Source organism: Sphingosinicellaceae bacterium (genome assembly GCA_019285715.1).
Taxonomy (GTDB): domain Bacteria; phylum Pseudomonadota; class Alphaproteobacteria; order Sphingomonadales; family Sphingomonadaceae; genus Glacieibacterium.
Map to the genome: position 1 here is coordinate 4,130,412 of CP079108.1, position 26,974 is coordinate 4,157,385.

The 26,974-nt window shown below is 68.5% G+C and carries 24 protein-coding genes and 1 tRNA gene; 16 read left to right on the top strand and 9 right to left on the bottom strand.

Features of this window, described 5'->3' with window-relative positions; translation table 11 throughout:
• Positions 1–2: 2 nt before the first annotated feature.
• The gene (gene nadB / locus KX816_19085; GenBank protein ID QXQ06252.1) at positions 3–1,622 is read left to right on the top strand and encodes an L-aspartate oxidase; all 1,620 of its coding nucleotides are present in this window, start codon (positions 3–5) and stop codon (positions 1,620–1,622) included.
• Positions 1,619–1,891, top strand: a complete 273-nt coding sequence (locus KX816_19090) for a hypothetical protein (protein QXQ06253.1) — start codon at positions 1,619–1,621, stop codon at positions 1,889–1,891. The genes nadB and KX816_19090 overlap by 4 nt, the downstream gene beginning before the upstream one ends.
• Before the next feature lie 57 nt (positions 1,892–1,948).
• Here KX816_19090 and KX816_19095 read toward each other — a convergent pair whose 3' ends face one another.
• Positions 1,949–3,415: a DUF2235 domain-containing protein gene (locus KX816_19095; GenBank protein ID QXQ06254.1), complete on the bottom strand. Its 1,467-nt coding sequence runs from the start codon at positions 3,413–3,415 to the stop codon at positions 1,949–1,951.
• Positions 3,416–3,558: 143 nt separating this feature from the next.
• Here KX816_19095 and KX816_19100 point away from each other — a divergent pair, with 143 nt between their 5' ends.
• The 6 genes from KX816_19100 (at position 3,559) to KX816_19125 (ending at position 12,562) form a co-directional block, all read left to right on the top strand.
• Positions 3,559–4,470 carry a phosphatase PAP2 family protein gene (locus KX816_19100; protein QXQ06255.1) on the top strand — a complete coding sequence of 304 codons (912 nt, stop codon included), beginning with the start codon at positions 3,559–3,561 and terminating at the stop codon, positions 4,468–4,470.
• Positions 4,471–4,494: 24 nt separating this feature from the next.
• Positions 4,495–7,248 (top strand): DNA polymerase I, encoded by a 2,754-nt coding sequence (polA, locus tag KX816_19105; protein QXQ06256.1) that lies wholly within the window; start codon positions 4,495–4,497, stop codon positions 7,246–7,248.
• A gap of 32 nt (positions 7,249–7,280) precedes the next feature.
• Positions 7,281–8,162: a tRNA pseudouridine(55) synthase TruB gene (gene truB, locus KX816_19110; GenBank protein QXQ06257.1), complete on the top strand. Its 882-nt coding sequence runs from the start codon at positions 7,281–7,283 to the stop codon at positions 8,160–8,162.
• A gap of 15 nt (positions 8,163–8,177) precedes the next feature.
• Positions 8,178–8,447, top strand: coding sequence for a 30S ribosomal protein S15 (rpsO, locus tag KX816_19115; protein QXQ06258.1), 270 nt, complete (start codon positions 8,178–8,180; stop codon positions 8,445–8,447).
• Positions 8,448–8,566: 119 nt separating this feature from the next.
• Complete coding sequence (pnp, locus tag KX816_19120; GenBank protein ID QXQ06259.1) at positions 8,567–10,948, top strand: polyribonucleotide nucleotidyltransferase; 2,382 nt, start codon at positions 8,567–8,569, stop codon at positions 10,946–10,948.
• 195 nt (positions 10,949–11,143) lie between these two features.
• Positions 11,144–12,562 carry a nitronate monooxygenase gene (locus KX816_19125; protein QXQ06260.1) on the top strand — a complete coding sequence of 473 codons (1,419 nt, stop codon included), beginning with the start codon at positions 11,144–11,146 and terminating at the stop codon, positions 12,560–12,562.
• Between the two features lie 15 nt (positions 12,563–12,577).
• Here the strand turns inward: KX816_19125 and KX816_19130 are convergent, their stop codons facing one another.
• Together KX816_19130 and KX816_19135 are read right to left on the bottom strand one after the other, a co-directional pair.
• Positions 12,578–12,901, bottom strand: coding sequence for a hypothetical protein (locus KX816_19130; protein ID QXQ06261.1), 324 nt, complete (start codon positions 12,899–12,901; stop codon positions 12,578–12,580).
• A 90-nt stretch (positions 12,902–12,991) separates the two neighbouring features.
• Positions 12,992–13,066, bottom strand: a tRNA-Gly gene (locus tag KX816_19135).
• Between the two features lie 177 nt (positions 13,067–13,243).
• On the opposite strand from KX816_19135, the gene trxA reads away from it, so the two are divergent.
• The 3 genes from trxA to KX816_19150 are packed head-to-tail and all read left to right on the top strand — an operon-like array spanning position 13,244 to position 15,014.
• Entirely contained in the window at positions 13,244–14,152 is a 909-nt protein-coding gene (gene trxA / locus KX816_19140) for a thioredoxin (protein QXQ06262.1), read from the top strand.
• The gene (locus tag KX816_19145; protein QXQ06263.1) at positions 14,149–14,820 is read left to right on the top strand and encodes an LON peptidase substrate-binding domain-containing protein; all 672 of its coding nucleotides are present in this window, start codon (positions 14,149–14,151) and stop codon (positions 14,818–14,820) included. The genes trxA and KX816_19145 overlap by 4 nt, the downstream gene beginning before the upstream one ends.
• Positions 14,817–15,014, top strand: a complete 198-nt coding sequence (locus KX816_19150) for a Trm112 family protein (GenBank protein QXQ06264.1) — start codon at positions 14,817–14,819, stop codon at positions 15,012–15,014. Before KX816_19145 ends, KX816_19150 begins: the two co-directional genes overlap by 4 nt.
• 21 nt (positions 15,015–15,035) lie before the next feature.
• Here KX816_19150 and KX816_19155 read toward each other — a convergent pair whose 3' ends face one another.
• Positions 15,036–15,464 (bottom strand): hypothetical protein, encoded by a 429-nt coding sequence (locus KX816_19155; GenBank protein ID QXQ06265.1) that lies wholly within the window; start codon positions 15,462–15,464, stop codon positions 15,036–15,038.
• A 7-nt stretch (positions 15,465–15,471) separates the two neighbouring features.
• Positions 15,472–16,680, bottom strand: a complete 1,209-nt coding sequence (locus KX816_19160; protein ID QXQ06266.1) for a UbiH/UbiF/VisC/COQ6 family ubiquinone biosynthesis hydroxylase — start codon at positions 16,678–16,680, stop codon at positions 15,472–15,474.
• A gap of 338 nt (positions 16,681–17,018) precedes the next feature.
• On the opposite strand from KX816_19160, the gene KX816_19165 reads away from it, so the two are divergent.
• From KX816_19165 to msrA, 5 genes are read left to right on the top strand one after another with little or no spacing between them, the layout of a single operon-like run.
• Complete coding sequence (locus KX816_19165) at positions 17,019–19,400, top strand: DNA translocase FtsK 4TM domain-containing protein (GenBank protein QXQ06267.1); 2,382 nt, start codon at positions 17,019–17,021, stop codon at positions 19,398–19,400.
• The gene (locus tag KX816_19170; protein ID QXQ08677.1) at positions 19,396–19,695 is read left to right on the top strand and encodes a hypothetical protein; all 300 of its coding nucleotides are present in this window, start codon (positions 19,396–19,398) and stop codon (positions 19,693–19,695) included. The genes KX816_19165 and KX816_19170 overlap by 5 nt, the downstream gene beginning before the upstream one ends.
• A gap of 60 nt (positions 19,696–19,755) precedes the next feature.
• Positions 19,756–20,379: a YjbE family putative metal transport protein gene (locus KX816_19175; protein ID QXQ06268.1), complete on the top strand. Its 624-nt coding sequence runs from the start codon at positions 19,756–19,758 to the stop codon at positions 20,377–20,379.
• 50 nt (positions 20,380–20,429) lie between these two features.
• Entirely contained in the window at positions 20,430–20,933 is a 504-nt protein-coding gene (gene msrB, locus KX816_19180) for a peptide-methionine (R)-S-oxide reductase MsrB (GenBank protein QXQ06269.1), read from the top strand.
• Positions 20,934–20,944: 11 nt separating this feature from the next.
• Entirely contained in the window at positions 20,945–21,616 is a 672-nt protein-coding gene (msrA, locus tag KX816_19185; protein ID QXQ06270.1) for a peptide-methionine (S)-S-oxide reductase MsrA, read from the top strand.
• Here msrA and KX816_19190 read toward each other — a convergent pair.
• From KX816_19190 to KX816_19205, 4 genes are all read right to left on the bottom strand, one after another.
• Positions 21,573–22,430, bottom strand: a complete 858-nt coding sequence (locus KX816_19190) for a sterol desaturase family protein (protein QXQ06271.1) — start codon at positions 22,428–22,430, stop codon at positions 21,573–21,575. The genes msrA and KX816_19190 overlap by 44 nt on opposite strands.
• A gap of 80 nt (positions 22,431–22,510) precedes the next feature.
• A complete protein-coding gene (locus KX816_19195; GenBank protein QXQ08678.1) occupies positions 22,511–22,714 on the bottom strand; it encodes a PEPxxWA-CTERM sorting domain-containing protein in 204 nt (67 codons plus the stop codon).
• Positions 22,715–23,513: 799 nt separating this feature from the next.
• On the bottom strand, positions 23,514–24,794 hold the full coding sequence (locus KX816_19200) for an amino acid permease (protein ID QXQ06272.1): 1,281 nt from the start codon (positions 24,792–24,794) through the stop codon (positions 23,514–23,516).
• A gap of 61 nt (positions 24,795–24,855) precedes the next feature.
• Positions 24,856–26,913 (bottom strand): enoyl-CoA hydratase/isomerase family protein, encoded by a 2,058-nt coding sequence (locus tag KX816_19205; GenBank protein QXQ06273.1) that lies wholly within the window; start codon positions 26,911–26,913, stop codon positions 24,856–24,858.
• Between the last annotated feature and the right edge of the window lie 61 nt (positions 26,914–26,974).

Consider the following 26,974-nt stretch of genomic DNA (forward strand, 5'->3'; position numbering starts at 1 on the left):
CCATGGTCACCAAAGCCTCCCAACCCCAGGTCTACGACGTCGTCGTCATCGGCTCCGGTGCCGCCGGCCTGACCGCGGCGCTCAACCTCGCGACGCGCTTCAAGGTCGTGGTGCTCGCCAAGGGCGACATCTCGGCCGGGTCGACGGCGTGGGCACAGGGCGGCATCGCCGCGGTGCTCGAGCCCGGCGACACCTACGAGAGCCACATCGAGGACACCATGGTCGCCGGCGGCGGCCTCAACGACCGGACCGCGGTCGAATATGTCGTCGAGCACGCGGCGGGCGCGATCGACCGGCTGGCCGACCTCGGCGTGCCGTTCAACGTCGGCGAGACGGTCGGGGACCGCTTCCACCTGACCCGCGAGGGCGGCCATAGCCACCGGCGCATCGTCCACGTCGACGACGCCACCGGCTGGGCGGTGCAGGAAGCGCTCGCCAAGGCCGCCGCCGCGCACCCGAACATCACGCTCGCCTCGGGCCAGGTCGCGCTCGACCTGATTACCGAGCGCCACGTCGAGGGCGACCGCTTCGCCAGGCGGGGCTGCCACGGCGTCTATGCCTTCGACCTCGAGGCCAAGCGCGTCCGGCGCTTCGTGGCGCGGGCCGTCGTGCTGGCGACCGGCGGAGCGTCGCGGGTCTACCAGTATTCGACCAACCCCGACGGCTCGACCGGCGACGGCATTGCGATGGCGTGGCGCGCCGGCTGCCGGGTCTCGAACATGGAGTTCAACCAGTTCCACCCGACCTGCCTGTGGCACCCGCGGGTCAAGAACTTCCTGATCACCGAGGCGATGCGCGGCGAGGGCGGCGAACTGAAACTACCGGACGGTACCCGTTTCATGGCGCGCTACGACAACCGCATGGAGCTGGCGCCGCGCGATGTCGTGGCGCGCGCCATCGACGCCGAGATGAAGCGCCTCGGGCTCAGCCACGTCCTGCTCGACATGACGCACCTGGAGGCCGACTTCATCCGGCACCATTTCCCGATGATCCACGCGCGGCTGCTGGAGCTCGGCATCGACTGCACCACCCAGCCGATCCCGGTGGTGCCGGCGGCGCACTACACCTGCGGCGGCGTGCTCGTCGATCTCGCGGGCCGCACCGACCTGACCGGGCTGTATGCGGCGGGCGAGTGTACCCAGTCGGGGTTGCACGGCGCCAACCGGCTGGCCTCGAACTCGATCCTCGAATGCCTGGTGTTCGGGCAGGCCTGCGCCGACGACATCGCGGCCGAGTGGGACCGCCTGCCCGAGCCGCCCGAGATCAAGCCGTGGGACGAAAGCCGGGTCACGCACTCCGACGAGGAGGTCGTGGTCGCGCACAACTGGGCCGAACTGCGCCGCTTCATGTGGGACTACGTCGGCATCGTGCGGACCGACAAGCGCCTCGAGCGCGCCGCGCACCGGGTCAAGCTGCTGCGCAAGGAGATCGCCGATTATTACGGCAATTTCCGCGTCACGCCGGACCTGATCGAGCTGCGAAATCTCGTGCAGGTCGCCGACCTGATTGTGCGCTCGGCCCGGGCCCGCAAGGAAAGTCGCGGGCTGCACTACACCACCGATTATCCGGAGACTCTGGCCAAGGCGCGCGACACCGTCCTCGACCCGGTGCAGACGCGGTGATCCTGGCGCTGCTCGTCGCCGCCGAAGTGGTCCGGCTCAGCCCCGAGGCCGCCACCGCCGCGCGCGCCGAGGGCGAGGCGCGGGCGGTCGAGATGTACGCGCGGGAGGATGCCGCGGCGCGGGCTAGGCGCGGGCCGAAAGGATTCCTCGGAGCGGGCGTCGGCACTCGCGCCCTGTCGCGGGCACACGCGCCGCTCGGCGACGTCGGGCAGTCGGACTTCGTCTATACGCCGGGGTCGGTGGGCTACAGCCGGTACCGGGATAATTAGGCCGAAGCTCCCTGATCTTTCTGCTCCTCCCCTTCTTCAGAGGGAGGAGCAAGCGGGTCAGGCCGAAGCCCCCTCGTCGCCGCCCGCTTCCGCACCCCCGACCTCCGCCGGCACCGCCGGGGCCACCGCCGAACCGGGCGCGTCCGGGACCCTCAGCATCTGCCCACAATAGATCCGGCTCGGGTCCGACAGCTTGTTGCGGTTGGCGTCGTAGATCCGCCGGTACTCGGTCGCCGCGCCGTAATAATGCAGCGCGATGCTCGCCAGAGTCTCGCCGCGGATGACCTCGTGCAGTGTGAAGCCGGTGGTCGCGACGCCGTCTGTCTCGGGCGTGATGCCGAGGTCCTCGGGCTTCAGCCGGTCGAGCGCGACCCCGACGTCGTTCAGCGGCGGCGGGCGGTACAACCGGCGCTCGGGCAGGTCGTCGCCGGCGTCGTGCCAGCGGCGCTTGGCGCTGACCGACAGCTCGTGGAGGGTCTGTGGCCCCGGCGCGCGGTCCCAGCGGGGCAGGAATCCCATCAGCCACGCCAGCGCGCCGGTCGGCTTTTTGCGCATGTTGTCGAGGTGCTCGCGCGCCGACGGCGCGAGGCTGTAGATCCGGCTGTCGAGATTGGTGTCGAGCTCCAGCCCGGCCGCCCGCGCGCCGTCCCAGATCCAGTCGAGCGCCTGGTCCGACAGGCCGCGCCGGTCACCGCCGCCGCCGACCGAGCCGTGGGTGCCGGGGAACCACTTCTGCTGGTAAGGCGCGTCGGGAGCGGCGCTGGTGGTACCGCGCAGTTCGTTCATGGTGTCGAGATTGTCCCACAGCGACGGGGCGAACGCCTTGCGTCGCTCGTCGATGGCGACGGCATGGCGCGCGGCCGTCACCCGCGGGGTCAGGACGGTGTCGTGGAACTCGTACTTGCGGTTCCACCAGTGCGAAAGCGCGCCGAATGTCGACGGAATGCCGAGCGCGCCGACCGTATCCCAGACGCCGAGATAGCGGATGTTGAGGATCGGTGCCGAGCCGAGCGTGTAGGTCGGGTCGGTCTCGGCGCGCCACTGGTCTTCCTGCTGGCTGACGCAGATGTCCGGGGAGGCGTCGCAGCGGAACCGGTTCATCTTCAGCGAGTCCGGCGAGGTGTCCTTGCCGCGGCTGCGGTACAGGTCGATCGCCTTCGAGGTCAGCGCCGCGTCGCAACGCCGGACGATGCCGCAGTTCCGCAGCAGCCCCACGAACGAGCGCGCCGTGTACGCCCCGCGCGAGAAGCCGAAGACGAAGATGTCGTCGCCGGGGCAATAGTTGAAGATCAGGAAGCGGTAGGCATCCGCCAGGATCGGCTCGACTCCAACGCCGAGCAGCCCGCCGGTCCAACGCTCGCGCTTGGTCGTGCCGACACCCTGGTCGTACCAGATCAGCTGCGCCGTCCCCGCCTTGCCAGTCGGGATGATGCTCTCCGCGGTCAGCACGACGTTGGTCGGATTGTTGGCGTCGAGACGATTCCAGGTGCCGTCGAAGCAGAACACCAGCCGCTTCGTGGTCATGCGCACGGATCCTCGCCGGGAGGCGGGAAAGTGCGGGATTTGGCGAGTGCGGTCAACTTCGGGCAGCATCGACCCGACCTCTTGTGCCGGCTGGTCGTTTCGGTGCTATGCCGCTTCCCAGGGCGGGCGGGCAAACAGGAAGTATGGACATCACGAGCCAGCGGCTGGCGGAAAGCCGCGAGTGGTCCGCCATAGGGCTGGCCTACGCTCTGGTCGGTCTGGTGCTCGCAATCGACCTGGTGGTCTCCGTCTATCTCGGCCTGTCGATCGGGCACTGGTGGCTACCGATCCCGCTGAGCGGCAGCCTGCTGATCCTGTCGGCCGCGTATCGCCGGCGCAGCCCCGGTATTGCCCAGACCGCCGAACTCGGGGCGCTGTGGATCGCCTTTATCGCGACGAGCTGCATACTGAGCTACCTCAGCGCGACGCTCGCGTTTCCACTGAAGGACGCGCTGCTCGAGCGCATGGACCGCGCCATCGGGTTCGACTGGGAAGCGAACCGCGCCTTGGTGATCGGCTCGCCCGTCGCGCACCTGCTGTTGTTCGGTGCGTACGTCAGCCTGCTGCCGCAGATACTGCTGTCGATCGTCTACTTTCCGGCGCGTGGACAGGGGCAGCGAAGCGCCGAGTTCATCCTGCTCGCGATGCTGGCGCTGTTCCCGACCTGCGTCGTCTCCGCGTTGTGCCCGGCGGTCGGACCGCTCGCGGTCTTCCTGCCGAACCAGGCGGTCCATCTGCATGACCTGCTTGCGCTGCGGGCTAGCGGTCCGTGGCATTTCGACCTGCCGGCCATGGAAGGCATCGTCAGCATGCCGTCGTATCACGCCGCGCTCGCGGTCCTGTTCACCTATACGTTTCGGCGCAGCGGCGTCCTCGGCTGGCTCGTCGCCGGGTTGAACGTCCTGATGCTGCTGTCAGTGCCACCGATCGGCGGACACTATCTCGTCGATCTGGTCGGCGGCATCATCGTCGCGCTCGGCTGTATCCTCGTCGTGCGGCACGTGCTGCCCGGCGACGATACGACGCTCGGGACGAGGCCCCGGCTGGCACCCTGACCGCCGACCCGCTACATCCCGGCGATGGCGAAAAACCACCTCTACCTGGTCGACGGCTCCGGCTACATCTTCCGCGCTTACCACCGGTTGCCACCGCTGACCGATCCCGAGGGCACTCCCGTGGGCGCGGTGTACGGGTTCACGGCGATGCTGTGGAAGCTGATCGAGGAACTCAACAAGGCAGAGGCCCCGACCCACCTGCTGGTGGTCTTCGATGCCGGCAGCCACACCTTCCGCAACGACATGTACGACGGTTACAAGGCGCAGCGCCCGCCGCCGCCCGAGGATCTGGTGCCGCAGTTCCCGCTGATCCGCGACGCGGTGCGGGCGTTCTCGATCAAGTGCCTCGAGCAGGACGGCTACGAGGCCGACGACATCATCGCGTCATACTCGCTGGCGGCGCTGGCGGAGGGTTTCGACGTCACCATCGTGTCCTCCGACAAGGACCTGATGCAGCTGGTCCAGCCAGGGCTGGACATGTACGACACGATGAAGAACTGCCGAATCAACCGCGAGGACGTGGTCGCGAAGTTCGGCGTGCCGCCCGAGCAGGTCGGCGAGGTGCTGGCGCTGATGGGCGACTCGGTCGACAACGTCCCCGGCGTGCGCGGCGTCGGTCCCAAGGGCGCGGCCGAACTGATCCAGCAGTTCGGCACCGTCGACGTGCTCCTGTCGCGGCTCGACGAGATCAAGCGGCCCAAATTGCGCGAGATGCTCGAGACCGGTGCCGACAATGCCCGGCTGTCGCGCGAGTTGGTGCGGCTCAAGGACGACCTGCCGCTGATGGAGCCGCTCGAGGCGCTGACGCTGCAGGAGCCGCCGCACGGCCCGCTCGCGGCGTTCCTGGCCAAGCACGGCTTTCGCGCCCTGCTCTCGAAGCTCGGCCGCGAGACCGAGGCGGCGCACGCGATGCCCGCCAAGGACGTCCCCGACGTGCCGTTCGACCACTCGGCCTACGAGTGCGTGACGACACTCGACCGCCTCGACTGGTGGATCGAGCAGGCGACGACCCACGGCCTCGTTGCGGTGGACTCGGAGACCAACAACCTCGACCCGACGCGTGCCTGCCTGGTCGGGCTGAGCCTCGCGATCGCGCCGGGCGTCGCCTGCTATGTGCCGTTGGACCACAAGTCGAGCGACGGGCTGCTCGCGGAGCCGATCGTGCAGCTCGACGCGAAGACCGTGATCGCGCGCCTCGACCCGCTGTTCGCCGACCCCGGCGTCCTCAAGGTCGGGCAGAATTTCAAGTACGACCTGATCGTCTTCGGGCGGCACGGCGCGGGGCCGATCGCGCCGTACGAGGACACCATGCTGATGAGCTACGCGCTCGATGGCGGGCGCTGGAACGGCCACGGCATGGACGATTTGTCGACGCGCCACCTCGGCCACACCCCGATCAGCTACAAGGAGGTGACCGGCACCCACAAGGCGCGGGTAACGTTCGACTATGTGCCGCTGCGCAAGGCGACCGACTATGCCGCCGAGGACGCCGACGTCACGCTCCGGCTGTACAACCGCTTCAAGGACCGGCTGTGGCGCGAGCAGGCGACGCGCATCTACCGCACCGTCGACCGCCCGCTGATCCCGGTCGTCGCGGTGATGGAGCGCGACGGCATCATGGTCGACCGCGCGCAATTGGCGGCGATGTCCGCGACCTTCGAGGTCGAGATCGCCAGCCTGGAGGCCAGTATCCACGAGCAGGCCGGGCACAAGTTCACCATCGGCAGCCCCAAGCAACTGGGCGAAGTGCTGTTCGACAAGCTCGGGCATGCATCCGGCAAGAAGAGCGGCAAGACCGGTGCGTTCGCGACCGACGTCACCGAGCTCGAGCGGCTGGCGGCGTCCGGGGTCGACATCGCCCGAAGCGTCCTCGACTGGCGCTCGCTGACCAAGCTCAAGTCGACCTACACGGACGCGCTGCAGCAGCAGATCCACCCCGACACCGGCCGCGTCCACACCTGCTTCGGGCTGGCGTCGACGACCACCGGGCGCCTCAGCTCGACCGACCCGAACCTGCAGAACATCCCGATCCGCACCGAGACCGGGCGGCGTATCCGCCATGCCTTCGTGGCGGCTCCGGGAAACGTCATCCTGGCGGCGGACTACAACCAGATCGAGCTGCGGCTGGTCGCGCACATCGCCGACGTGCCCGAGCTGAAGCAGGTCTATTCGGACGGTGGCGACGTCCACGCTCTGACCGCGCAGGAGGTCTTCGGCGAGGTCAACCGTGACACCCGCGCCCGCGCCAAGACGATCAACTTCTCGATCATCTACGGGATATCAGCGTTCGGGCTGGCGCAGCGGCTGGGCATCGAGCGCTCCGAGGCGGCGCGCTACATCGACCTGTATTTCAGCCGCTTCCCCGGCATCCGCAACTACATGGCCGAGACCATCGCCAGCGCCAAGGAATACGGCTTCGTCTCGACGCTGCACGGCCGCAAGGTCCACGTCCCCGCGATCTTCTCGAAGCAGATGGGCGAGCGCCAGAACGCCGAGCGCCAGGCCGTCAACGCCCGCGTCCAGGGCACCGCCGCCGACATCATCAAGCGCGCCATGGTCCGGATGAACCCGGCGCTCGCCGCCGCCGGGCTGACGCAGACGCGGATGCTGCTCCAGGTCCACGACGAACTGGTGTTTGAGGTCGCCGAAGCCGAGGTCGATGCCGCCAGCGCGGTGATCCGTGACGTCATGGCCGGCGCGGTCGGACCCTCGGTCAGCCTGTCGGTGCCGCTCGGGGTGGAGATCGGGTCAGGGCGCAGCTGGGGCGACGCGCACTAGGCGCGGTACGCAGCCTCCTCTACCCCGCACCGATGCACGGCTGGATCATCCTCGACAAACCCCTCGGCCTCAGCAGCGCGCAGGGCGTCGCGGCGATCAAGCGGCTGCTCCGTACTGCAGGCCTGCCGGTGCCCAAGATCGGGCATGGCGGCACGCTCGACCCGCTCGCGACGGGCGTGCTGCCGATTGCGCTGGGGGAGGCGACCAAGCTGGCGGGGCGGATGCTCGACGCGACCAAGGGCTACAGCTTCACGGTCGCGTGGGGGTCCTCGACGACAACCGAGGATGCGGAAGGGGCGGTGACCGCCTCCTCCGACGTCCGCCCGACCGAGGCGAAAATCCTTGCCGCGCTGCCGCAGTTCACCGGGCCGATCGTGCAGACTCCGCCGGCGTACTCCGCGCTCAAGATCGACGGCGAGCGGGCCTACAAAAGGGCACGGGCGGGCGAGGTCGTGGTGCTGGCCCAGCGCCACCTGACGATCTTCGCGCTCGACCTGATAGAAGCGTCGCCCGACTCCGCGACGTTCGAGGTGACCTGCTCGAAGGGCACCTACGTCCGCAGCCTTGGGCGCGACCTCGCCTTGGCATTGGGCACGGTCGGACATATCTCCATGCTGAGGCGGACGCGGGCGGGTCCGTTCGTTCTGGCGCAGGCGATATCGCTGGACAAACTGAACCAAAGCGCCGATGGGGCCGCGCTTGAACAGGCGGTCTTACCGCTGACCGCAGGGCTGGACGACATCCCGGCTTTCGCAGTCTCGCCCGAAGAGGCAGCCGCGCTCCGCAAGGGGCAGGCGCTCCCCGGGCACCCCGCTTCCCACGGGCTGTATCTCGCAACCGACGGGCCTGTTCCGGTTGCACTGGTGGACGTTTCGTCTGCCGCGGTACGGGTCGTGCGCGGGTTCAACCTTTGATACGAGGAGTTCCCGATGTCGATCACCACTGGCCGCAAGGCCGAAGTCATTGCCGATAACGCCCGCACTGCCGGCGATACCGGCTCCCCCGAAGTCCAGGTTTCGATCCTCACCGAGCGTATCGTCAACCTGACCGAGCACTTCAAAATCCACGCGAAGGACAACCATTCGCGCCGCGGTCTGCTGGTCCTCGTCAACAAGCGCCGCTCGCTGCTCGACTATCTGAAGAGCCGGGACGGCGGTCGCTACACCGCACTGATCACGAAGCTCGGGCTTCGTAAGTAAGCCGCGCGGCCACCCCCGGGTGGCCGTTCGCATATTGGGCCGGCCGCGATGGTCGCGGTCGCCCACACCCGCAGGCTGCGCACGGCGATAGGGCCGGGCGCTACAGAAAGCACGAAACCATGTTCACGATCCACAAGCAGGAAGTCGATTTCGGCGGCCGCAAGCTCACCCTCGAGACCGGCCGCATCGCGCGCCAGGCCGATGGTGCCGTCCTCGCCACCTACGGCGAAACCGTCGTGCTCTGCGCCGTGACGGCCGCCAAGAGCGTCAAGGAAGGCCAGGATTTCTTCCCGCTGACCGTCCATTACCAGGAGAAGTTCTCCGCCGCCGGTCGTATCCCGGGCGGCTTCTTCAAGCGCGAGCGCGGTGCCACCGAGCACGAGACGCTGACGTCGCGCCTGATCGATCGTCCGATCCGCCCGCTGTTCCCGGAAGGCTTCTACAACGAAGTCCTGATCATCGCGCAGGTCCTCAGCTACGACGGCGAGAACGAGGCCGACATCGTCGCGCTGATCGCCGCCTCCGCCGCCCTGACCCTGTCGGGCGTGCCGTTCATGGGCCCGCTCGCGGCCGCCCGCGTCGGCTATATCGACGGCCAGTACATCTGCAATCCGACCAAGGACCAGATCAAGGCCGGCAGCCTCGAGCTGATTGCCGCCGGTACCCACGACGCCATCCTGATGGTCGAGTCGGAAGCCAAGGAGCTGAGCGAAGAAGTCATGCTCGGCGCCGTGATGTACGCGCACAACCAGTCGAAGCCGGTGATCGAGGCGATCATCAAGCTCGCCGAGGCCGCCGCCAAGGAGCCCTGGGAACTCAAGAGCGACGACAGCAGCTCGACCCTCGACAAGATCAAGGGCGCGGTCGGCGATACCATCGCCGACGCCTACAAGATCATCGCCAAGGCTGACCGCCAGTCGGCGCTGGGCAAGGCCAAGGCCACGGTCAAGGAGCTTTTCAAGGACAGCGCCCCCGCCGAGGCCCTGAAGGCGTCGAAGCTGGTCAAGAAGGTCGAGGGCAGCATCGTCCGCCAGGCCATCCTGAAGGAAGGCAAGCGCATCGACGGCCGCAACACCACCACCGTCCGCCCGATCGAAGCGATGGTCGGCTTCCTGCCGCGCACCCATGGTTCGGCGCTGTTCACCCGCGGCGAGACCCAGGCGATCGTCTCGACGACGCTCGGCACCTCGGACGCCGAGCAGATGATCGATGGCCTCGACGGCCTGCGCTACGAGCGCTTCATGCTCCACTACAACTTCCCGCCTTACTCGGTCGGTGAAGTCGGCCGCTTCGGTGCGCCGAGCCGCCGCGACATCGGTCACGGCAAGCTGGCGTGGCGCGCGATCAACCCGCTCCTGCCGACCAAGGAGGCGTTCCCCTATACGATCCGCGTCCTCTCCGACATTACCGAGTCGAACGGCTCGTCGTCGATGGCGACGGTCTGCGGCGCCTCGCTGGCCCTGATGGATGCGGGCGTTCCGCTCACCCGTCCGGTCGCCGGCATCGCCATGGGCCTGATCCTCGAGGGCAAGGAGTTCGCCGTGATCTCCGACATCCTCGGCGACGAGGATCACCTCGGCGACATGGACTTCAAGGTCGCGGGCACCAGCGACGGCATCACCGCGCTGCAGATGGACATCAAGGTCGCCGGGATCACCGAGGAGATCATGAAGGTCGCCCTCGCCCAGGCGAAGGACGGCCGCGAGCACATCCTCGGCGAGATGGCCAAGGCGCTCGACACCACCCGCACCGAGATGTCGGCCCACGCGCCGCGCATCGAGACGCTGCAGATCGACAAGTCGAAGATCCGCGACGTCATCGGCACCGGCGGCAAGATCATCCGCGAGATCGTCGCCACCACCGGTGCGAAGGTCAACATCGAGGACGACGGCACCGTCAAGATCGCCTCGTCCGACCCGGCGCAGATCGAGGCCGCCAAGAAGTGGATCCTCGGGATCACGCAGGAAGCGGAAGTCGGCAAGGTCTACGACGGCAAGGTCGTCTCGATGGTCGACTTCGGCGCGTTCGTGAATTTCATGGGTGCCAAGGACGGTCTCGTCCACATCTCGGAAATCAAGAACGAGCGCGTCACCAACGTCAAGGACGTGCTCACCGAGGGCCAGGCCGTGAAGGTCAAGGTCCTCGCCATGGACGAGCGCGGCAAGGTCCGCCTGTCGATGCGCCTCGTCGACCAGGAGACCGGTGCCGAAATCGCCGACACCCGCCCGCCGCGTGAAGGTGGCGAGGAGTCGCGTGGACCGCGCCGTGAAGGTGGTCCGCGTCGTGACGGCGGTGCCGGCGGCGGCGACCGTGGTGGCCGTGGCGGCGGTGACCGTGGTCCCCGCAGCGAAGGCGGCGACCGTGGCCCGCGCCGCGATGGTGGCGACCGTGGTCCCCGCAACGAAGGCGGCGACCGTGGCCCGCGTCTGGAGCGGACCCCCGAGGCCGCTGAGTCCGAGCCGACGTTCGCGCCGAGCTTCCTGACCGGCGACCGCGACTAGACACGATCTCCGCGAACGAAATGAGGGCCGCCTGGCAACGGGCGGCCCTTTTCGTTTGTGATCGTCGCATGCGCCTCGCGCCTGCTCCGGTCGGTCGTTCTAAAGGCACGCAAGCGCGCACAAGCGCTTTGTTGGCGCTTTTGTGCCAAGCCTTACGTATAGGCCGGTGATGGCAAACGCGGACAAGGCTCACTGATGCTGCACGGACTGGGCGCGGTGCTGATGGGCGGCCGCGAAATTCTGCCTCTCGTCGAGGGGGGCAAGGGCGTTGCGGCGACCAACCACCTGTCGTCGGGTGCGTGGGCGCTGGCGGGCGGGGTCGGTACGATCAGCGCGGTCAACGCCGACAGCTACGACCCGACCGGGCGCATCATCCCCCAGGTCTACCAAGCCCTGACGCGGCGCGAGCGCCACGAGGAGCTCGTCAACTACGCGATCGAGGGTGCGGTCCAGCAGGTCCAGCGCGCCTATGAGATGGCGGCAGATGAGCTCAACCGCGGTCTCGGCGCGCTCAACATCAACGTGCTATGGGAAATGGGCGGGGCGCAGCGCGTCCTGCAGGGTGTCCTCGAACGCACCAAGGGGCTGGTCAACGGCGTTACTTGCGGCGCCGGCATGCCCTACAAGCTCAGCGAGATCGCCGCGCATCACGGCGTCTATTATTACCCGATCATCAGCAGCGCCCGTGCCTTCCGGGCGCTGTGGAAGCGCGCCTACTCCAAGGCTGCCGAATGGCTCGGCGCAGTGGTCTACGAGGACCCGTGGCTGGCGGGCGGACACAACGGCCTGAGCAACGCCGAGGACCCGCGGGTCCCCCAGGACCCCTTCCCCCGTGTCCGCGACCTACGCGCGACGATGCGCGAGTCGGGCATTCCCGACACCATCCCGATCATCATGGCAGGCGGCGTCTGGCGGCTCGACGAGTGGACCGACTGGATCGACAACCCCGAGCTCGGCAAGATCGTCTTCCAGTTCGGGACACGGCCGTTGCTCACCCAGGAAAGCCCGATTCCGGACGGCTGGAAGGCGCGGCTGATGACGCTCAAGCCGGGCGATATCTCGCTGCATAAGTTCTCGCCGACGGGCTTCTACTCGAGCGCGATCCGCAACCCGTTCCTGCGCGAACTCGAGGCCCGCAGCCACCGCCAGATCGCGTTCTCGGCGACCGCCACCGGTGACCACCAGTTCCTCCTCGACGTCGGCGTCGGCCGCAAGAAATACTACGTCACCCGCGACGACCTGCTCAGCGCGCGTGAATGGTACGCGCACGGCTTCGTCGACGCGCTCAAGACCCCCGACAACACCCTGGTCTTCGTCGGCACCGGGGAGCGTGACACGATCCGCAAGGACCAGGCCGACTGCATGGGCTGCCTGAGCCAGTGCGGCTTCAGTAGTTGGGCCGACACCGAGACCAACACCACCGGGCGTCTGGCAGACCCTCGCTCGTTCTGCATCCAGAAAACGCTGCAGGACATTGCGCACGGCGGCGACACCGAGGCGAACCTGATGTTCGGCGGCCACTCGGCGTTCCGCTTCGCCCAAGACCCGTTTTACTCGAACGGTTTCGTGCCGACGGTGAAGCAACTTGTCGACCGGATCATGACCGGGGCCTGAGCCCGGCTCCCGGCCCTAGCGGTCGGGATCGTATTCGCGCTCGCGACGCTCATTGTAGTGATAGCGGCGATCATGGTCGCGGCGGTCGTAGTAATAACGCCGTCCGTTGCGGTCCTCGTAGCGGTTGTCGTCGTCGATCGTGCCGACCACCGCACCGCCAGCCGCACCGATCGCCGCGCCCGCAGCAACGTTGCCTGTGAGCGCGCCGATGACCGCACCGCCCGCCGCACCGATCAGCGCGCCGCGCCCGGTGCCATTCAGATGCTGGTCGCCGTAGCGGTCGGTCGTGCAAGCGGTCAGGCATGTCGCCCCGACCAGCGCGACGAGGGCGGTCTTCAAACCAGACATAACGCAAGCTCCATACACAATGACCGCACCGGAACGACCAGCGCGAACTGTCGTTCCGGATTCGACGAATCTAACGGAAAATGGAGCGGGCGAAGGGATTCGAACCCTCGACCCCGACCTTGGCAAGGTCGTGCTCTACCCCTGAGCTACGCCCGCTCGGGCAAACCGGTGCGAACGCCGGTTGGGAGGCGGTGACTTAGCGAGGGCGCGCGGGCAGCGCAACCCTAAACTGCCCAAGCAAGGCGAAGACCGCGCCACCCGGCCCGGGGTTGGCAGTTCTGTCACCGCCGCCCCATATGAGGGCCCTTACCGAATCCCGACCAGGAGTGATGCGTGGCCAGCCTTGCGACCGCTGCAACCGAGAAAGCCAGTATCGAGGCGTTTCGCCGCGATGTCGTCGAGGCGTCGGCGACAGCGCTCGTGCTCGTCGACTTTTGGGCCGAGTGGTGCGGGCCCTGCAAGACCCTGACCCCGATGCTCGAACGGACTGTCGCCGAATATACGCCGCGCGTGTCGCTGGTGAAGATCGACGTCGACAAGAATCAGACGCTCGCCAGCCAGTTTCGCATCCAGTCGATCCCGACGGTCTATGCGTTCCTGAACGGCCAGCCGGTCGACGGCTTCCAGGGCGCGCTCGGCGAACGTGAGCTGAAGGCGTTTATCGACCGGCTGCTCGCGACCATGCCCGCCGCCGACACCAGTGCGGCCGATGCCGCTGCCGAGATCGAGGCGCTGACCGAGGCTGCCGCTGCCGCGCTCGCCGAAGGTGCGGCCGCCGAAGCCGCCGAAATGTACGCGGCGCTGGTCCAGGAGCTGCCCGACCGCCACGACCTCGCAGCGGGTTATGCGCGCGCGCTGCTCGCGCTCGGGCAGGTCGACGCCGCTGCCGATGCGCTCGCCGCGGTCCCGCCCGAAAGCAAGGACCCTGCCGTGGCCCAAGCCCGGGCGGCGTTGGCGCTGGCGCAGGATACCGGGCCGGTCGTGGACCTCGGACCGCTCAAAGCACGCCTCGCGGCCGACGCCGATGACCATGAGGCGAGGTTCGAGCTGGCGAACGCACTGCTCGCCGGCGGTGACCGCGACGCTGCCGCCGCTGAACTGCTCGACATCGTCCGCCGCGACCGGGCCTGGAACGAGGGTGCCGCCCGCGCCCGACTGCTGACGCTGTTCGAGGCGACCGGCCTCGGCGATCCATGGTCGGTGGCGACACGGCGCAAATTGTCGACCATATTGTTCGCATGATCGATATTCCCAACTCCGAGTCCGGCCCTGAATCCAGCGACGAGACGCTGGTCCTGCCCGACGCGCTGCCGGTGTTCCCGCTCAGCGGCGCGCTGCTGCTGCCGCGCGGAGTGCTGCCGCTCAACATCTTCGAGCCTCGCTATCTGGCCATGATCCGCGACGCGATGAAGGGTGCGAAAGCGATCGGCATCGTCCAGCCGCGCGACCCCGAAGCCGACCCGTCGCCGCTGTATCAGGTCGGTTGCGCCGGCCGGATCAGCGATTTCCGCGAGACCGGCGACGGCCGCATCATCGTCGCACTGACCGGCGTCACCCGCTTCGGCATCGTCCGCGAGCTCGACGTGACGACACGCTACCGGCAGGTGGTCGCCGACTATGCGCCGTTCGAGGACGACCTCGAGGAGCCCCGGCCGGTTGCTGCCGCGGTCCGTGCCGAGCTCGAGGCCAAGCTCCGCACCTACCTCGACGACCAGGGCCTCAGCGCCGACTGGGAAGCGGTCAGCGGTGCCGACGACGAGTCGCTGGTGACGACGCTCAGCGCGGTCTGCCCGTTCGAGCCGGTCGAGAAGCAGGCCCTGCTCGAGGCGACCGACCTGCCCGCCCGCGCCGCGACCCTGACCGCACTGATGACCTTCGCCCACGGCGGCACTGCCGACAGCCTGCAGTGAGCGAGCCCGTCGCCCCGGTTCACACGATCGACCCGAGGCTGCTCGAGATCCTCGTCTGTCCGATGACCCGGACGACCCTGCGTTATGACGAGGTGGCGCAGGAGCTGATCTCCGACAGCGCCGGCCTGGCCTACCCGATACGCGACGGCGTGCCGATCATGCTGGCGGATGAGGCGCGGGAGATCGTGACCTAGTCGCGCGATCGGGAAGTCGCGTTAGCGCGGTTCGATCGGCGCGGCTGCGGTTGTCCGCGGCGGCCGGTAACTTAAATCCCCATGGTTAGGGCTTGGGTGACCAACCTTGGAGGGTCGACCCTGAGCCCGCATGCGGCGGTCGGCGTCCTGCCAGTCCGGCAGGTCTCGGCCCGCCTGGTCCCAATGGACGATGCTTGCTTCGTCGCACCACCGGATCAGCATCGGCATGGCCCGGAGATGAGCACCACTGGCCATGTAGCGCCGCATGTCGGCCTGTTCCCGCCACAGCGTCATCGTCCAGAAGGTCAGCTTGCGATCGGGTAGCAGCGATCCGGCGAGGAAGCCCTCGGCGCGCTTGACCTGCGCGTTAGATCTCAAAGCGTGGAGCGCGAACGGCGGCAGGAACCGCAGTGAGCGGATGCGCAGGCGGGTGATGCTGACATATGCCACGGCTTTTCTAGACCAGCTCACCCGTCAGCAATTTCGGCCGCGCTCCCGTCTCGCCCCGCGCCTCCGCCATGAACCCCGCCTTGAGCCGGGGAATTCGCTCGACCGCCGCCAGCCCGAGCCGCCGCACCGCCGCGGGCAATCCGCCCTTCACCGCGAACAACCGGTTGAGCGTGTCGGTCGCGGCTGCCACCGCCATGTTGTCGACGCGCCGCCAGCGGTCGTAGCGCTCCAGCAAAGCGGGCGCGCCGAGGTCCATGCCGAGGCGGATGCCGTCGACGATGACCTCGGCCAGTGCGGCGACATCACGCAGCCCCATGTTGAGGCCCTGGCCGGCGATCGGGTGGATGCCGTGCGCGGCATCGCCGACCAGCGCCAGGCGCTCGGCGACGTAGCTTTCGGCGTGGTGGAACGCCAGCGGATAGGATGCAGCGGGGGCGATGACCTCGACCTTGCCGAGGTAGCCGCCGGTGTGGCGCTCGATCTCGGCCGCCAACCCACGCGGCCCGAGCTTGAGCATGCCGGGCGCGTCGGCGGCGTCGACCGTCCAGACGATCGCCGAGCGGAAGCCGCCCAGCATCGGCAGCACCGCGAACGGCCCCGACGGGTAAAACAGCTCCGCCGCCACTCCGCCATGGTCGCGGTCATGGCCGATCATCGTGACAATGGCGGTGTTGGGGTAAGTCCAGCGGCTGCTGCGGATGCCGGTCGCCTCGCGCAGCGCCGAGCGGCGGCCATCGGCGGCGACGACCAGCGGCGAGGTCAGCACGGTGCCGTCGGTGAGCGTCACGGTGACCCCGTCCTGCGCACGCACGACGCTGGCAGCGCTGGCGGGGGCGTGGAGCTCGATCCCCGCCGCGGCGCGTCCGGCGGCGAGCAGCGCAATGCGGAGCAGGCGGTTCTCGACCATATAGCCGAGCGGGCCGCTGTCGCCCTCGGTGGCGTCGAAGTGCAGGTGCAGGGGCGACAGACCGTCGGTAACCCGGATGCCGCCGATCGCGCCGCCGTGCTCGTTGAGGACCCCGCCGAGGCCGATGACGCGGAACATCCGTGCGGACGCGCTCGCGATGGCGGAGGCGCGGCCGTCGAAGCCCTGTGCCAGTGTCTGGTCGAGGTCGGCGGCATCGACCACCGCGCTGGTGACGCCATGCGCGTCGAGCGCCAGCGCTAGCGTCATGCCGACCAGCCCGCCGCCGATGATGATCACGTCGTGCGCCATGCCGGCGCTTGTAGCCCCGGGCAGAGGCTTTGCGAAGCGGCGTGGCGACGCGGACGATCTGCCCGATTTTCAGGCAGGCGACTTCGCGCGCCGCGCTTTTAGGCAACAGCTGCTGCTTTTGGGCCGCTTTTTCCCTGTTTCGGGCTTGGCACGGTAATTGAATAGCAAGCAATGGATGCCTTCGGCTTCCTGTGCTCGCTCTTGGACCTGAGAGGGTTCCGCAACTACCGGCCGGGGGCTGTGAGGCCACCGGCCGATTTTCTGGGCGGCGGCACCTGCATTTCTTGACCGCGAGTCCAGCGGCGCGCATTTTACCCGTCGAGGCGGGGAGTTTGAAGATGGCGACGTCAGCAGCGGTTCTCCGCAATACGCCGACGCGTGGCGGCACTCAGCGTGCCCCGGCGCGGGCCGGCATCGTGCCCGAGCGCTGGGTCGCGGCGCTGCGCCAGATTCTCGGCCAGGGCTTTGGAGTGTTGCTCGTCGCGGCCGCTGTCGCCGCGCTCGTCGCGCTGATCGGCTACGACCCGCGCGACCCCTCGCTGGGGACCGCGAGCGGCCGGCTGCCGCAGAACCCGCTCGGTGGCATCGGCGCGATCGTCGCGGACCTAGGGCTGACCGTCTTTGGCTGGGCGGCGGTGGCGCTGCTCGTGCCGGTCGTGATCGCGGGCCTGCGGCTGCTCGGCACCGCGGGGGTTCGGCGCTGGCGCGTAATGCTGCTGCTGACCGTGATCGGCACGATGCTGCTGGCCGCCGCCGTCGGTGCCGTGCTGCCGGATCGGGTCGAGCTGCCGGCCGGCACCGGCGGCATGGTCGGCCTCCTCGGGGCTAAGGCCCTGGCGCGCCTGCCCGACCTCGCTGGCGTCGCCATCGCGCCGCCCGTCGCCGTGGTCCTCGGCCTGGTCGCGCTCACCCTGCTCGGCTGGGGCAGCGGCCTCGGTCACCGCGATATCGCCGCCTTCGCTGGCCTGTTCCGGCGTGTTCCCGCCGACGACGACGATGGTGTCGACACCGTCGAGCGCATCCGCCGCCCGCGTCCCGCCCGGCCCGAGGCGCTCGTCGATACCTTCGCGCCGGAGCTTGCCGCCGCCCCCCGGACCAACATCGTCACCGACAGCCGCATCGCACCGCCGCCGTCGAAGCGCCTTGCCAAGGACCGCCAGCCGTCGCTCGACCTCCGCGATCGCTACCAGTTGCCGTCGCTCGCGCTGCTCAAAGCCCCCGCCAAGGGCCCGGTCGTCAGGATCGACGCTGCCAGCCTCGAGCAGAACGCCCGGCTGCTGGAGAGCGTGCTGGACGATTTCGGCGTCAAGGGCCGCATCGGCGACGTCCGGCCCGGCCCCGTGGTCACCATGTACGAGCTCGAACCCGCTCCGGGCATCAAGGCGAGCCGCGTCATCGGGCTGTCCGACGACATCGCCCGCTCGATGAGCGCATTGTCGGCGCGCGTCGCGGTCGTCGCGGGCCGCAACGTCATCGGCATCGAGCTGCCCAACCAGCGCCGCGAGATGGTCGTGCTGTCGGAGCTGATCAACTCCGCCGCCTTCGACGACAGCGCGCAGACGCTGCCGCTGGTGCTCGGCAAGTCGATCGCCGGCGACCCGGTCATCGCCGACCTGTCGCCGATGCCCCATTTGCTGATCGCCGGCACCACCGGCTCGGGCAAGTCGGTCGGCCTCAACTGCATGATCCTGTCGCTGCTGTACCGGCTGACGCCGCAGCAGTGCCGGATGATCATGATCGACCCCAAGATGCTGGAGCTGTCGGTCTACGACCGCATCCCGCACCTGCTCGCGCCGGTGGTGACGGAGCCCGCCAAGGCGATCCGCGCGCTCAAGTGGACCGTCGAGCAGATGGAGGATCGCTACCGCATGATGGCGACGATCAACGTCCGCTCGCTCAGTGGCTTCAACCAGCGCGTCGCCGAGGCCAAGGCCAGCGGCAAGCCGTTCATCCGTAAGGTCCACACCGGCTACGACGACGACGGCCAGCCGATCCACGAGGAGGAGACGCTCGACTTCGACACGCTGCCGCTGATCGTGGTCGTCGTCGACGAACTTGCCGACCTGATGATGACCGCCGGCAAGGAGGTCGAGTTCCTGATCCAGCGCCTCGCCCAGAAGGCGCGCGCGGCGGGCATCCACCTGATCATGGCGACCCAGCGCCCCTCGGTCGACGTCATCACCGGCGTCATCAAGGCGAACCTGCCGACCCGGATCAGCTTCCAGGTGACCAGCAAGATCGACAGCCGCACCATCCTCGGCGAGCAGGGCGCGGAGCAACTCCTCGGCAAGGGCGACATGCTCTACATGCCCGGCGGCAAGGCGGTGGTCCGCGTCCACGGGCCGTTCGTCACCGACGAGGAGGTCGAGGCGGTTGCCGAGCACTGGCGCGGTCAGGGCCGGCCCGACTACGACGATGCGGTCACGCGCGAAGTGCCGCCGGACGGCGATGGCGGTGGCGGTGGCGGGCTCGGCCTCGACGGTGGCCCTGGTGGAGGACCGGGGGGCGGCGACGCGGAGGCGGACCTCTATGCCCGCGCTGTGCAGGTCGTCGCCGAGAGCCAGAAGGCCTCGATCAGCTATGTCCAGCGCCAACTCCGGGTCGGCTACAACAGCGCCGCGCGGCTGGTCGAGCGCATGGAGAAGGACGGCTATGTCGGCGTTCCCGACCATGTCGGCCGCCGCGAGGTGCTGATCGACGCGAGCGGAGTCCGCAATTAGCGACGTCGAGCACACGCCCGACGGCCGCTACATCATCGTCCGCGGGCGGCTGTGGCGGGCGAGCAAGCCGGGGCTGGCGGAGGCCGAGCGGCAGGCCCTCGTCGACCGCCTGATGGACGCCCGCCGCGCCGTCCGGGCCGCCCGGGGCAACCCCGTGGCGCTCGCCGCCGCCCGGGCCGAGGTCGACGCCGCCAAGCATGGCCTCGGCGAGCGCGGCCCGCCGTGGTGGACCGACGGCGCGCCCGACTACAACCGGTACATGTTCGAAAACACCCCATACGCGCAAAAGTCGTAACATAAGGCGCCATGACCGCGGCTTGCGAGCGCTACGACGCGTCGCTAACGCTGCCACCCTATGGACATCGCCGCCGTGCTGACCCCTGCCGCACTCGCCGTCTTCGGGCAGGTGGTGCTGATCGACCTCGTGCTGGCGGGCGACAACGCGATCGTCGTCGGGGCGCTCGCGGCCGGGCTGCCGATCAAGGACCGCCGGCGCGTCATCCTGATCGGCATCATGGCGGCGTTCCTGATGCGGATTGGCTTCGCTCTGATGGCGACGTGGCTGCTGCAGATCATCGGGCTGGTGCTGGCGGGCGGCGTGCTGCTGCTGTGGGTGTCGTGGCGGATGTGGCGCGACGTCCGCCAGCCGCCGCACAACGAGAACGCGGCGCACCTCGTGCAGCCGCGCAGCTTCGGCGCGGCGGCGTTCCAGGTCGCGGTCGCCGACCTGTCGATGTCGCTCGACAACGTCCTTGCGGTCGCCGGCGCGGCGCGCGAGCACCCTTACATCATGGTCGCCGGGCTGGTGCTGTCGGTGGCGATGATGGGGCTCGCCGCCAACTGGATCGCCGGGCTGATCGAGCGCTTCCGCTGGATCGCCTACATCGGGCTGCTGACCATCGTCGCGGTGGCACTCAAGATGATCTGGGACGGCTATCACCAGGTCGAGCCGTTCGCCGAACGGATGTTGATAGGCTGACAACGTGACGCACCTGTAACCCGGGGGCCGCCCCGAGCGTATCTCGGTGCATGATCGACAGCATCACCCGTCGCGGCGCAATCAGCCTTGGAGCACTGGCCCTCGCCGCGCCCCTTGTTCTCAAGTTCGGAGGATCGGCGCGCGCTGCCCCCGCCACCCGCTACACGGTCACGCTGGCCCCGGCGCAGTGGCGCGCCCGGCTTAGCCCGGCCGCCTACAACGTGCTGCGCGAGGCGGGAACGGAGCGCCCGTTCACCTCGCCGCTGAACGACGAGCACCGCAAGGGTGTCTTCACCTGTGCCGGCTGCGCGCTGCCGCTGTTCGCCAGCGACACCAAGTTCGACAGTCACACCGGCTGGCCGAGCTTCTTCCGGCCGCTCGACCATGCGGTGCTGACCACCACCGACACCGCATTCATGATGGAGCGCACCGAAGTCCATTGCCGACGCTGCGGTGGCCACCTCGGCCACGTCTTCGACGATGGGCCGCCACCAACCGGCAAGCGCTATTGCATGAACGGCGTCGCGATGAAGTTTGCCGCGACCAAGGCTTAAGGACCGAGATGATGAGCAAATTGACCACCGGCCTCGTGACCGTCGGCATCGTCGGCGCCGCGGCGTTCACTTTCCTCCAGCCCGCAGCATCGGCGGAAGCGATGCGGGTCGTTCCCGCGCCCGTCGTCGACGAGGTGCGTCCCGCCAAACCAGCCACCGAGGTCGCGGTGCTGGCCGGCGGCTGCTTCTGGGGCCTCGAGGGCGTCTTCGAGCACGTCGCCGGGGTCAAGGACGTCGTCTCGGGCTATGCTGGCGGCGGTGCTTCGACGGCGCATTACGAGATCGTCGGATCGGGCCTGACCGGGCACGCCGAGTCGGTACGCATCACCTATGATCCGGCTAAAGTCAGCTTTGGGCAGCTGCTGCGGGTGTATTTCTCGGTCGCGACCGACCCGACCGAGCTCAACCGCCAGGGACCGGACACCGGCAGTCAGTACCGCGGCACCGTCTTCGCCCAGACGCCAGAGCAGGTGCGAATTGCGAAGGCCTATATCGCGCAGCTGAAGCCGGCGTTCGCCAAGCCGGTGGTGACGACGATCGAGACCGGCAAGGCGTTCTACCCGGCCGAGGCGTACCATCAGGACTTCCTGAACCGGAACCCCGACTATCCCTACATCGTCGTCAACGACATGCCGAAGGTCACGGCGCTGAAGCGGCTTTTCCCGGCGTTGTACAAGGGCTGACGACAGCGCGGCTTGCCGGGCGCTGGAACGGCTGGACCATTTGGCCGGCCAGCGTCGGTGCCATGACGGTGTCGGTACCGTATTCGGCGGGCCATTCGCGCGGCAGGTGATGGGTGCCGAACAGCCGATCGAGGGCGGGCAGCATCGAGGCGAAGTTGCGGTCGATATGCTCGCGCCGCGTGTGGTGCCAGTGGTGGAAGGCGGGCGTCGCCACCAGCCACTCGAGTGGGCCCAGCCGCCAGCGCAAATTGGCGTGGATGAAGAAGCCCCAGAAGCTGCCGACGACGATGACCAGCGCCGGCAGGCTCGCCCCGCCGGCTCCGGTCCCCGCCAGGCCGAGAGCATAGAGCGGCACCAGCCCGCACAGCCGCGTGAACAGCATGTCGACCGGGTGGGCGCGGGTGTTGATCAGGAAGTCGAGGTGAGCTGGGCTGTGGTGGACGGCGTGGAAGCGCCATAGCAGCGGCACGTGATGGCTGAGCCGGTGTCCCCAGTAGAAGCCGGTCTCGCCGACCAGGAATGCCAGCGCGATCTTCGACCAGGCCGGCAGCGCGGCGACCGCGGCGTAATAGCTCGCCGGCACGACGGTGTGGACGGCGGTCGCGACCAGCGCCATCGGCAGCCCGAGCAGGACCGCGGGCACCAGGCTGCTGAGGAAATAATAGCCGAGGTCGGTCAGCACGCCGGGACGCCAGGCCTTGCCGGTACGCAGGGCGAACAGGCGCTCGAGCGGTACGAACACGGCGACCAGCAGCGCCAGCCAGACCGCGAGGCGAAACACCTCAAAGGCAAAATGTGACAGGTTGTCGGACACTCGGGCAGCAACCTTGGGGAAAAACTGACGTTGCCGGACGGGTGAACCCGCCCGGCAACGCTTTACGCTAGTTCAGCGGTTCAGGCAGCAACGACGTTGCTGCGGCGGCGTGCGGTGATGCCGACCGCGCCGAAGCCGACGAGCATCAGGCCCCAGGTGGCGGGCTCGGGAACCGCGGCGGTCAGCGAGACGCCGTCGAGGAACGAGATCGGCGGGGCACCATTGGGGGTGCCGACGGCGAGGAAGCTGAGGACCTGCGACACGGCCGAGGCGGTGAAGGTCATCGACTGCGCCTGCCACGGGCCGACGCCGGCCTCGGGCAGCGAGAACAGCGACGACAGCTGGCTGCTGCTCCCGAACGAGACCTGCCACTGCTCCGTGGTCGGGCCGGTGAAGCCGAGCTGCTGGCCAGCAGCCTGGTAGAAGTTGACGACATACGACTTGCCGATGATCAGGCCGCTGATCGTCTGGGAAATAACGCCCGAGTAGTTGGGGTCGCCATCGGCCAGGACGAAGTTGCCGCCGTCCGGGCTGGTCGTCGGGAACGGGCCGTAGACCGACAAGTACGAACCGTCGTCGGCGGTGCCGGGAGGGGCGAGGTAGGTCAGATTGGCGCCGCCGGTCCAGCCGGTGACGTGGTTCTCGAACTGGATCTTCGATGCGGTCGTGTCGGCATCGAACGAGCCGTTGACGACGAGATTGGTGGCGGCGTGGGCCGTGCCCACGACGCCGGCCACGGCGACGATCGCCATGGCAAGATGAGGAAAGCGCATCAAGAACTCCTGTGAACGCTGCGACCGGGCCGGCGCATCGTGCGCGGACCTCCGGAGCGCGTCCGGTCGGGGGCGCTCGACCTCCTGTTGCAAGCGTCGTGCCAGTTCAATCGGGGACGAAACGAAACACCCTTAACATAAATCAATTACTTGCATGGTCGCTGCCCGGCGCAGCGTCACAGAAATTAACGAAATACTGTCGGCAGATTTTACACTTACGCGGTGAGTGCTCCCCGCAAACGTAGCAATGGCCACCGAAATTGCTGCCGTCTTCGAAGCGCGGTGGGTCCGGACGCTGATGCCGGCGGCTTCAGGCGACGACCGGCCGCTGCCGCCGCAGCGCCAGCCACGGCAGCGCACCGACCGCGGCAATCGCGATGCTGATGCCGAGCAGCCTCGGGTCGGACGCGCCGCAGACCCCGGCAGTGAACACGAACATCGCCGCCGCCAGCCAGCGGTCGCGGGTCGTACCGATCTTCGCCAGCACGCAGCAGATGCCGAGGTAGGCGAACAGGCAGAACAGCGTCGAGACGTTGATGATCGTCTCGAACTGCTTGCCGATGCTCGGGGCTGCCGTGGCCAGCGTGACGAGGCTGAGGCCGGCGGCGATGAGCAGCAGCGCGCGGCGCGGCGGGCGGTCGAAATCCTCGTACAGGCCGCGCGGGAACAGGCCGGCGTGGGCTCCGGCGCGGGCGGTCTCGGCGCCGACCAGCAGCCAGCCGCCGAGCGTGCCACTGGCCTTGATCAGCGCGCACGCCGCGACCAGCCCGCCCGCGATGCCGCCGACGGCGCGCGCCACCGCATCGGCGAAGGGCGCGGTCTGCCTGGCCATCTCGAGCGCCGGGGTGATGCCGCTGAGCGCGGTGCACGCGGCGATGTAGATGACCGCGGCGACGGCGACCCCGCCAACCGTCGCGATCGGCACGTCGCGGGCCGGGTTGGCGACCACGGCGCTCGCCATCGCGGCGCTCTCGAGCCCCGTGAAGGCCCAGAAGATCAGCACCAGCGAGGCCGGCAGCGCGGTCGTGATCGGCTGGCCGCTGACGTTCCACGAGGCGGTGAAGATATCGGCGGAGAACCACCACCAACCCGCGACTGCGACCAGGAGCACCGGCACGAGCCCGATGACCAGCGCGCCCGCCTCGATCCGCGCTACCAGCCGCGCCCCGAACAGGTTCGCCGCGGTCATGATCCACAGCGCCGCGACGGTGCCGACCACGGTCCACCACGGCTCTGCGAGGCGCGGCACGAACCACGCGAGGTAGCCGATCGCGGCCAGCGCCACGGCGATGCAGCCGGTCGTCGCCGACAGCCAGTACAGGAAGCTCCACAGGTACGCCGCGAAGCCGCCGAACTCGGCGCGGACGATGTCGGATAGCGTGCACCCGGCGGTCAGCCGCAGCACCGCGACCCGTGCAAAGACCAGCGCCAGCAGCAGCGCGCCTGCCGCGATCACCACCCACGAGACGATCGTCATCGAGCCGATCGTCGCGGTGGTCAGCGGCAGCAGGTAGATGCCCGAGCCGATCATGTTGCCCGCGACCAGCGCGGTCGCGAGGCCGAGGCCGAGTTGCTTGTCGGGGTTGCTCATGCCCGACTTTCGCCCGTCGTGCCGGCAAATGCCAGCGCGACCGAGCGATCGTGCGCCGGGCTCAGAACTGGCCCGTGAACGACTTGCCTTCGCCCGCCAGTTGCGCCAGCAGCGGCGCGACCTCGAAGCCGTAGTGGGTCAGGCGCTCGACGATCTTGGGGAGGCCCTCGCTGTCGGCCCAGAACATCGGCCCGCCGCGGTAGACCGGCCAGCCGTAGCCGTTGATCCAGACAATATCGATGTCCGAGGCACGCTGCGCCATCTTCTCCTCGAGGATCTTCGCGCCCTCGTTGACGATCGGATACAGGCAGCGCTCGAGGATTTCCTGATCCCCGATCTCGCGGCGGTTGATGCCCTTCTCGGCGGCGTAGGCGAGGATGATGTCGTTGGCGACGGGGCTCGGCACGCGGTTCCGCTGCGCGTCGTAGTCGTAGAAGCCCTTGCCGTTCTTCTGGCCGCGCAGGCCAGCCTCGCAAAGCCGGTCGCGGATCGAAACACCCTTCGAGGTCTCGGCGGACCAGCCGATGTCGAGGCCCGCCAGGTCCGACATCTGGAACGGCCCCATCGGGAAGCCGAAATCGTAAAGGACGCGGTCGACCTGCTCGGGCAACGCGCCCTCGACTATGAGCGCCATCGCCTGCCGCTGGCGGCTGCCGAGCATGCGGTTGCCGATAAAGCCGTGGCAGACGCCCGCCACCACCGCGACCTTGCCGATGCGCTTCGCTGCCGCCATCGCGGTCGACAGCACCGCGGTATCGGTCTTGGCCCCGCGCACGACCTCGAGCAGCCGCATGACGTTGGCGGGCGAGAAGAAGTGCAGCCCGACGACGCTGCCCGGGCGCGATGTCGAGGCAGCGATCTCGTCGACGTTCAGGTAGCTGGTGTTGGACGCGAGGATCGCGCCGCGCTTGGCGATCGCGTCCAGCTTTCCGAACACCTGCTTCTTGATGTCCATGTTCTCGTAGACCGCCTCGATGATCAGGTCGGCCTGGCCGAGGTCCTCCATCGCCAGCGTCGGGGTCAGCAGGCCCATGCGCTTCTCGACGTCGTCGGCGGTCATGCGGCCCTTGGCTGCGGTGTTCTCGTAATTCTTGCGAACCGTCGCGACGCCGCGGTCGAGCGCGTCCTGCTGCATCTCCACCATCGTCACCGGCACGCCGGCGTTGAGGAAGTTCATCGCGATGCCGCCGCCCATCGTGCCGGCACCGATGATGCCGACGGTCTCGACGGTCAGGACCGGCGCGTCCGCCGCGAGCCCCTCGATCTTGTTGGCCTGGCGCTCGGCAAAGAAGACATAGCGCTGGGCTTTCGACTGGAGGCCGGTCATCAGCGGCATGAACAGGTCGCGCTCGACCTTGAGGCCGTCCTCGAAGGGCAGGTTCACCGCCGCCTCGATGCACTTGATGTTGGCCTCGGGGGCGTCGAAACCGCGGAACTGGCGGGCATTGGCCTTGCGGAACTCGGCGAACATCTGCGGCGCAGTGGCACGTGCCGCCTCGACCTTGTCCCGCCGGTCGCGGACCTTGACCAGCGCGAGTCCGGGGCGGCTAGCAAATGCCTTGGCCGTCTCGAGCAGCGCGCCCTCGGGGGCGAGGTCGTCGATCAGTCCGGCCGCCAGCGCTGCCTTGGCCGAGATCGGCACGCCGCTGGTCACCATCTTCAGCGCCTGCTCCGGGCCGACGAGCCGTGGCAGCCGCTGGGTCCCGCCCGCACCCGGGAGGAGACCAAGCTTGACCTCGGGCAGGCCGAGCTTCGCGGAAGGCACGGCGACGCGGTAGTGGCAAGTCAACGCGACCTCCAGCCCGCCGCCGAGCGCGGTGCCGTGGATCGCGGCGACGATCGGCTTCGGGCAATTCTCCATGTCGCGCTGGAGCTGGTGGAGCGAGGCACCGCGCGGCGGCTTGCCGAACTCGCTGATGTCGGCGCCGGCAATAAAGGTGCGACCGCCGCAGATCAGCACGACGGCCTTGATTGCCGGGTCGGCGGCGGCAGCGGCGATGCCCGCCGACAGCCCGTCGCGGACGTCGGCCGAGAGCGCGTTCACCGGCGGCGAGTTGACCGTGAGGATGCCCAGTTCGCCGTCGACGCTCAGATCGACTACCGCGCTCATTGCCGTCATTCCGCTCTCCCAAGGTTGACGTTTGGGTGAGGCTTAATCGGGCGGACACGGAATGTCATCC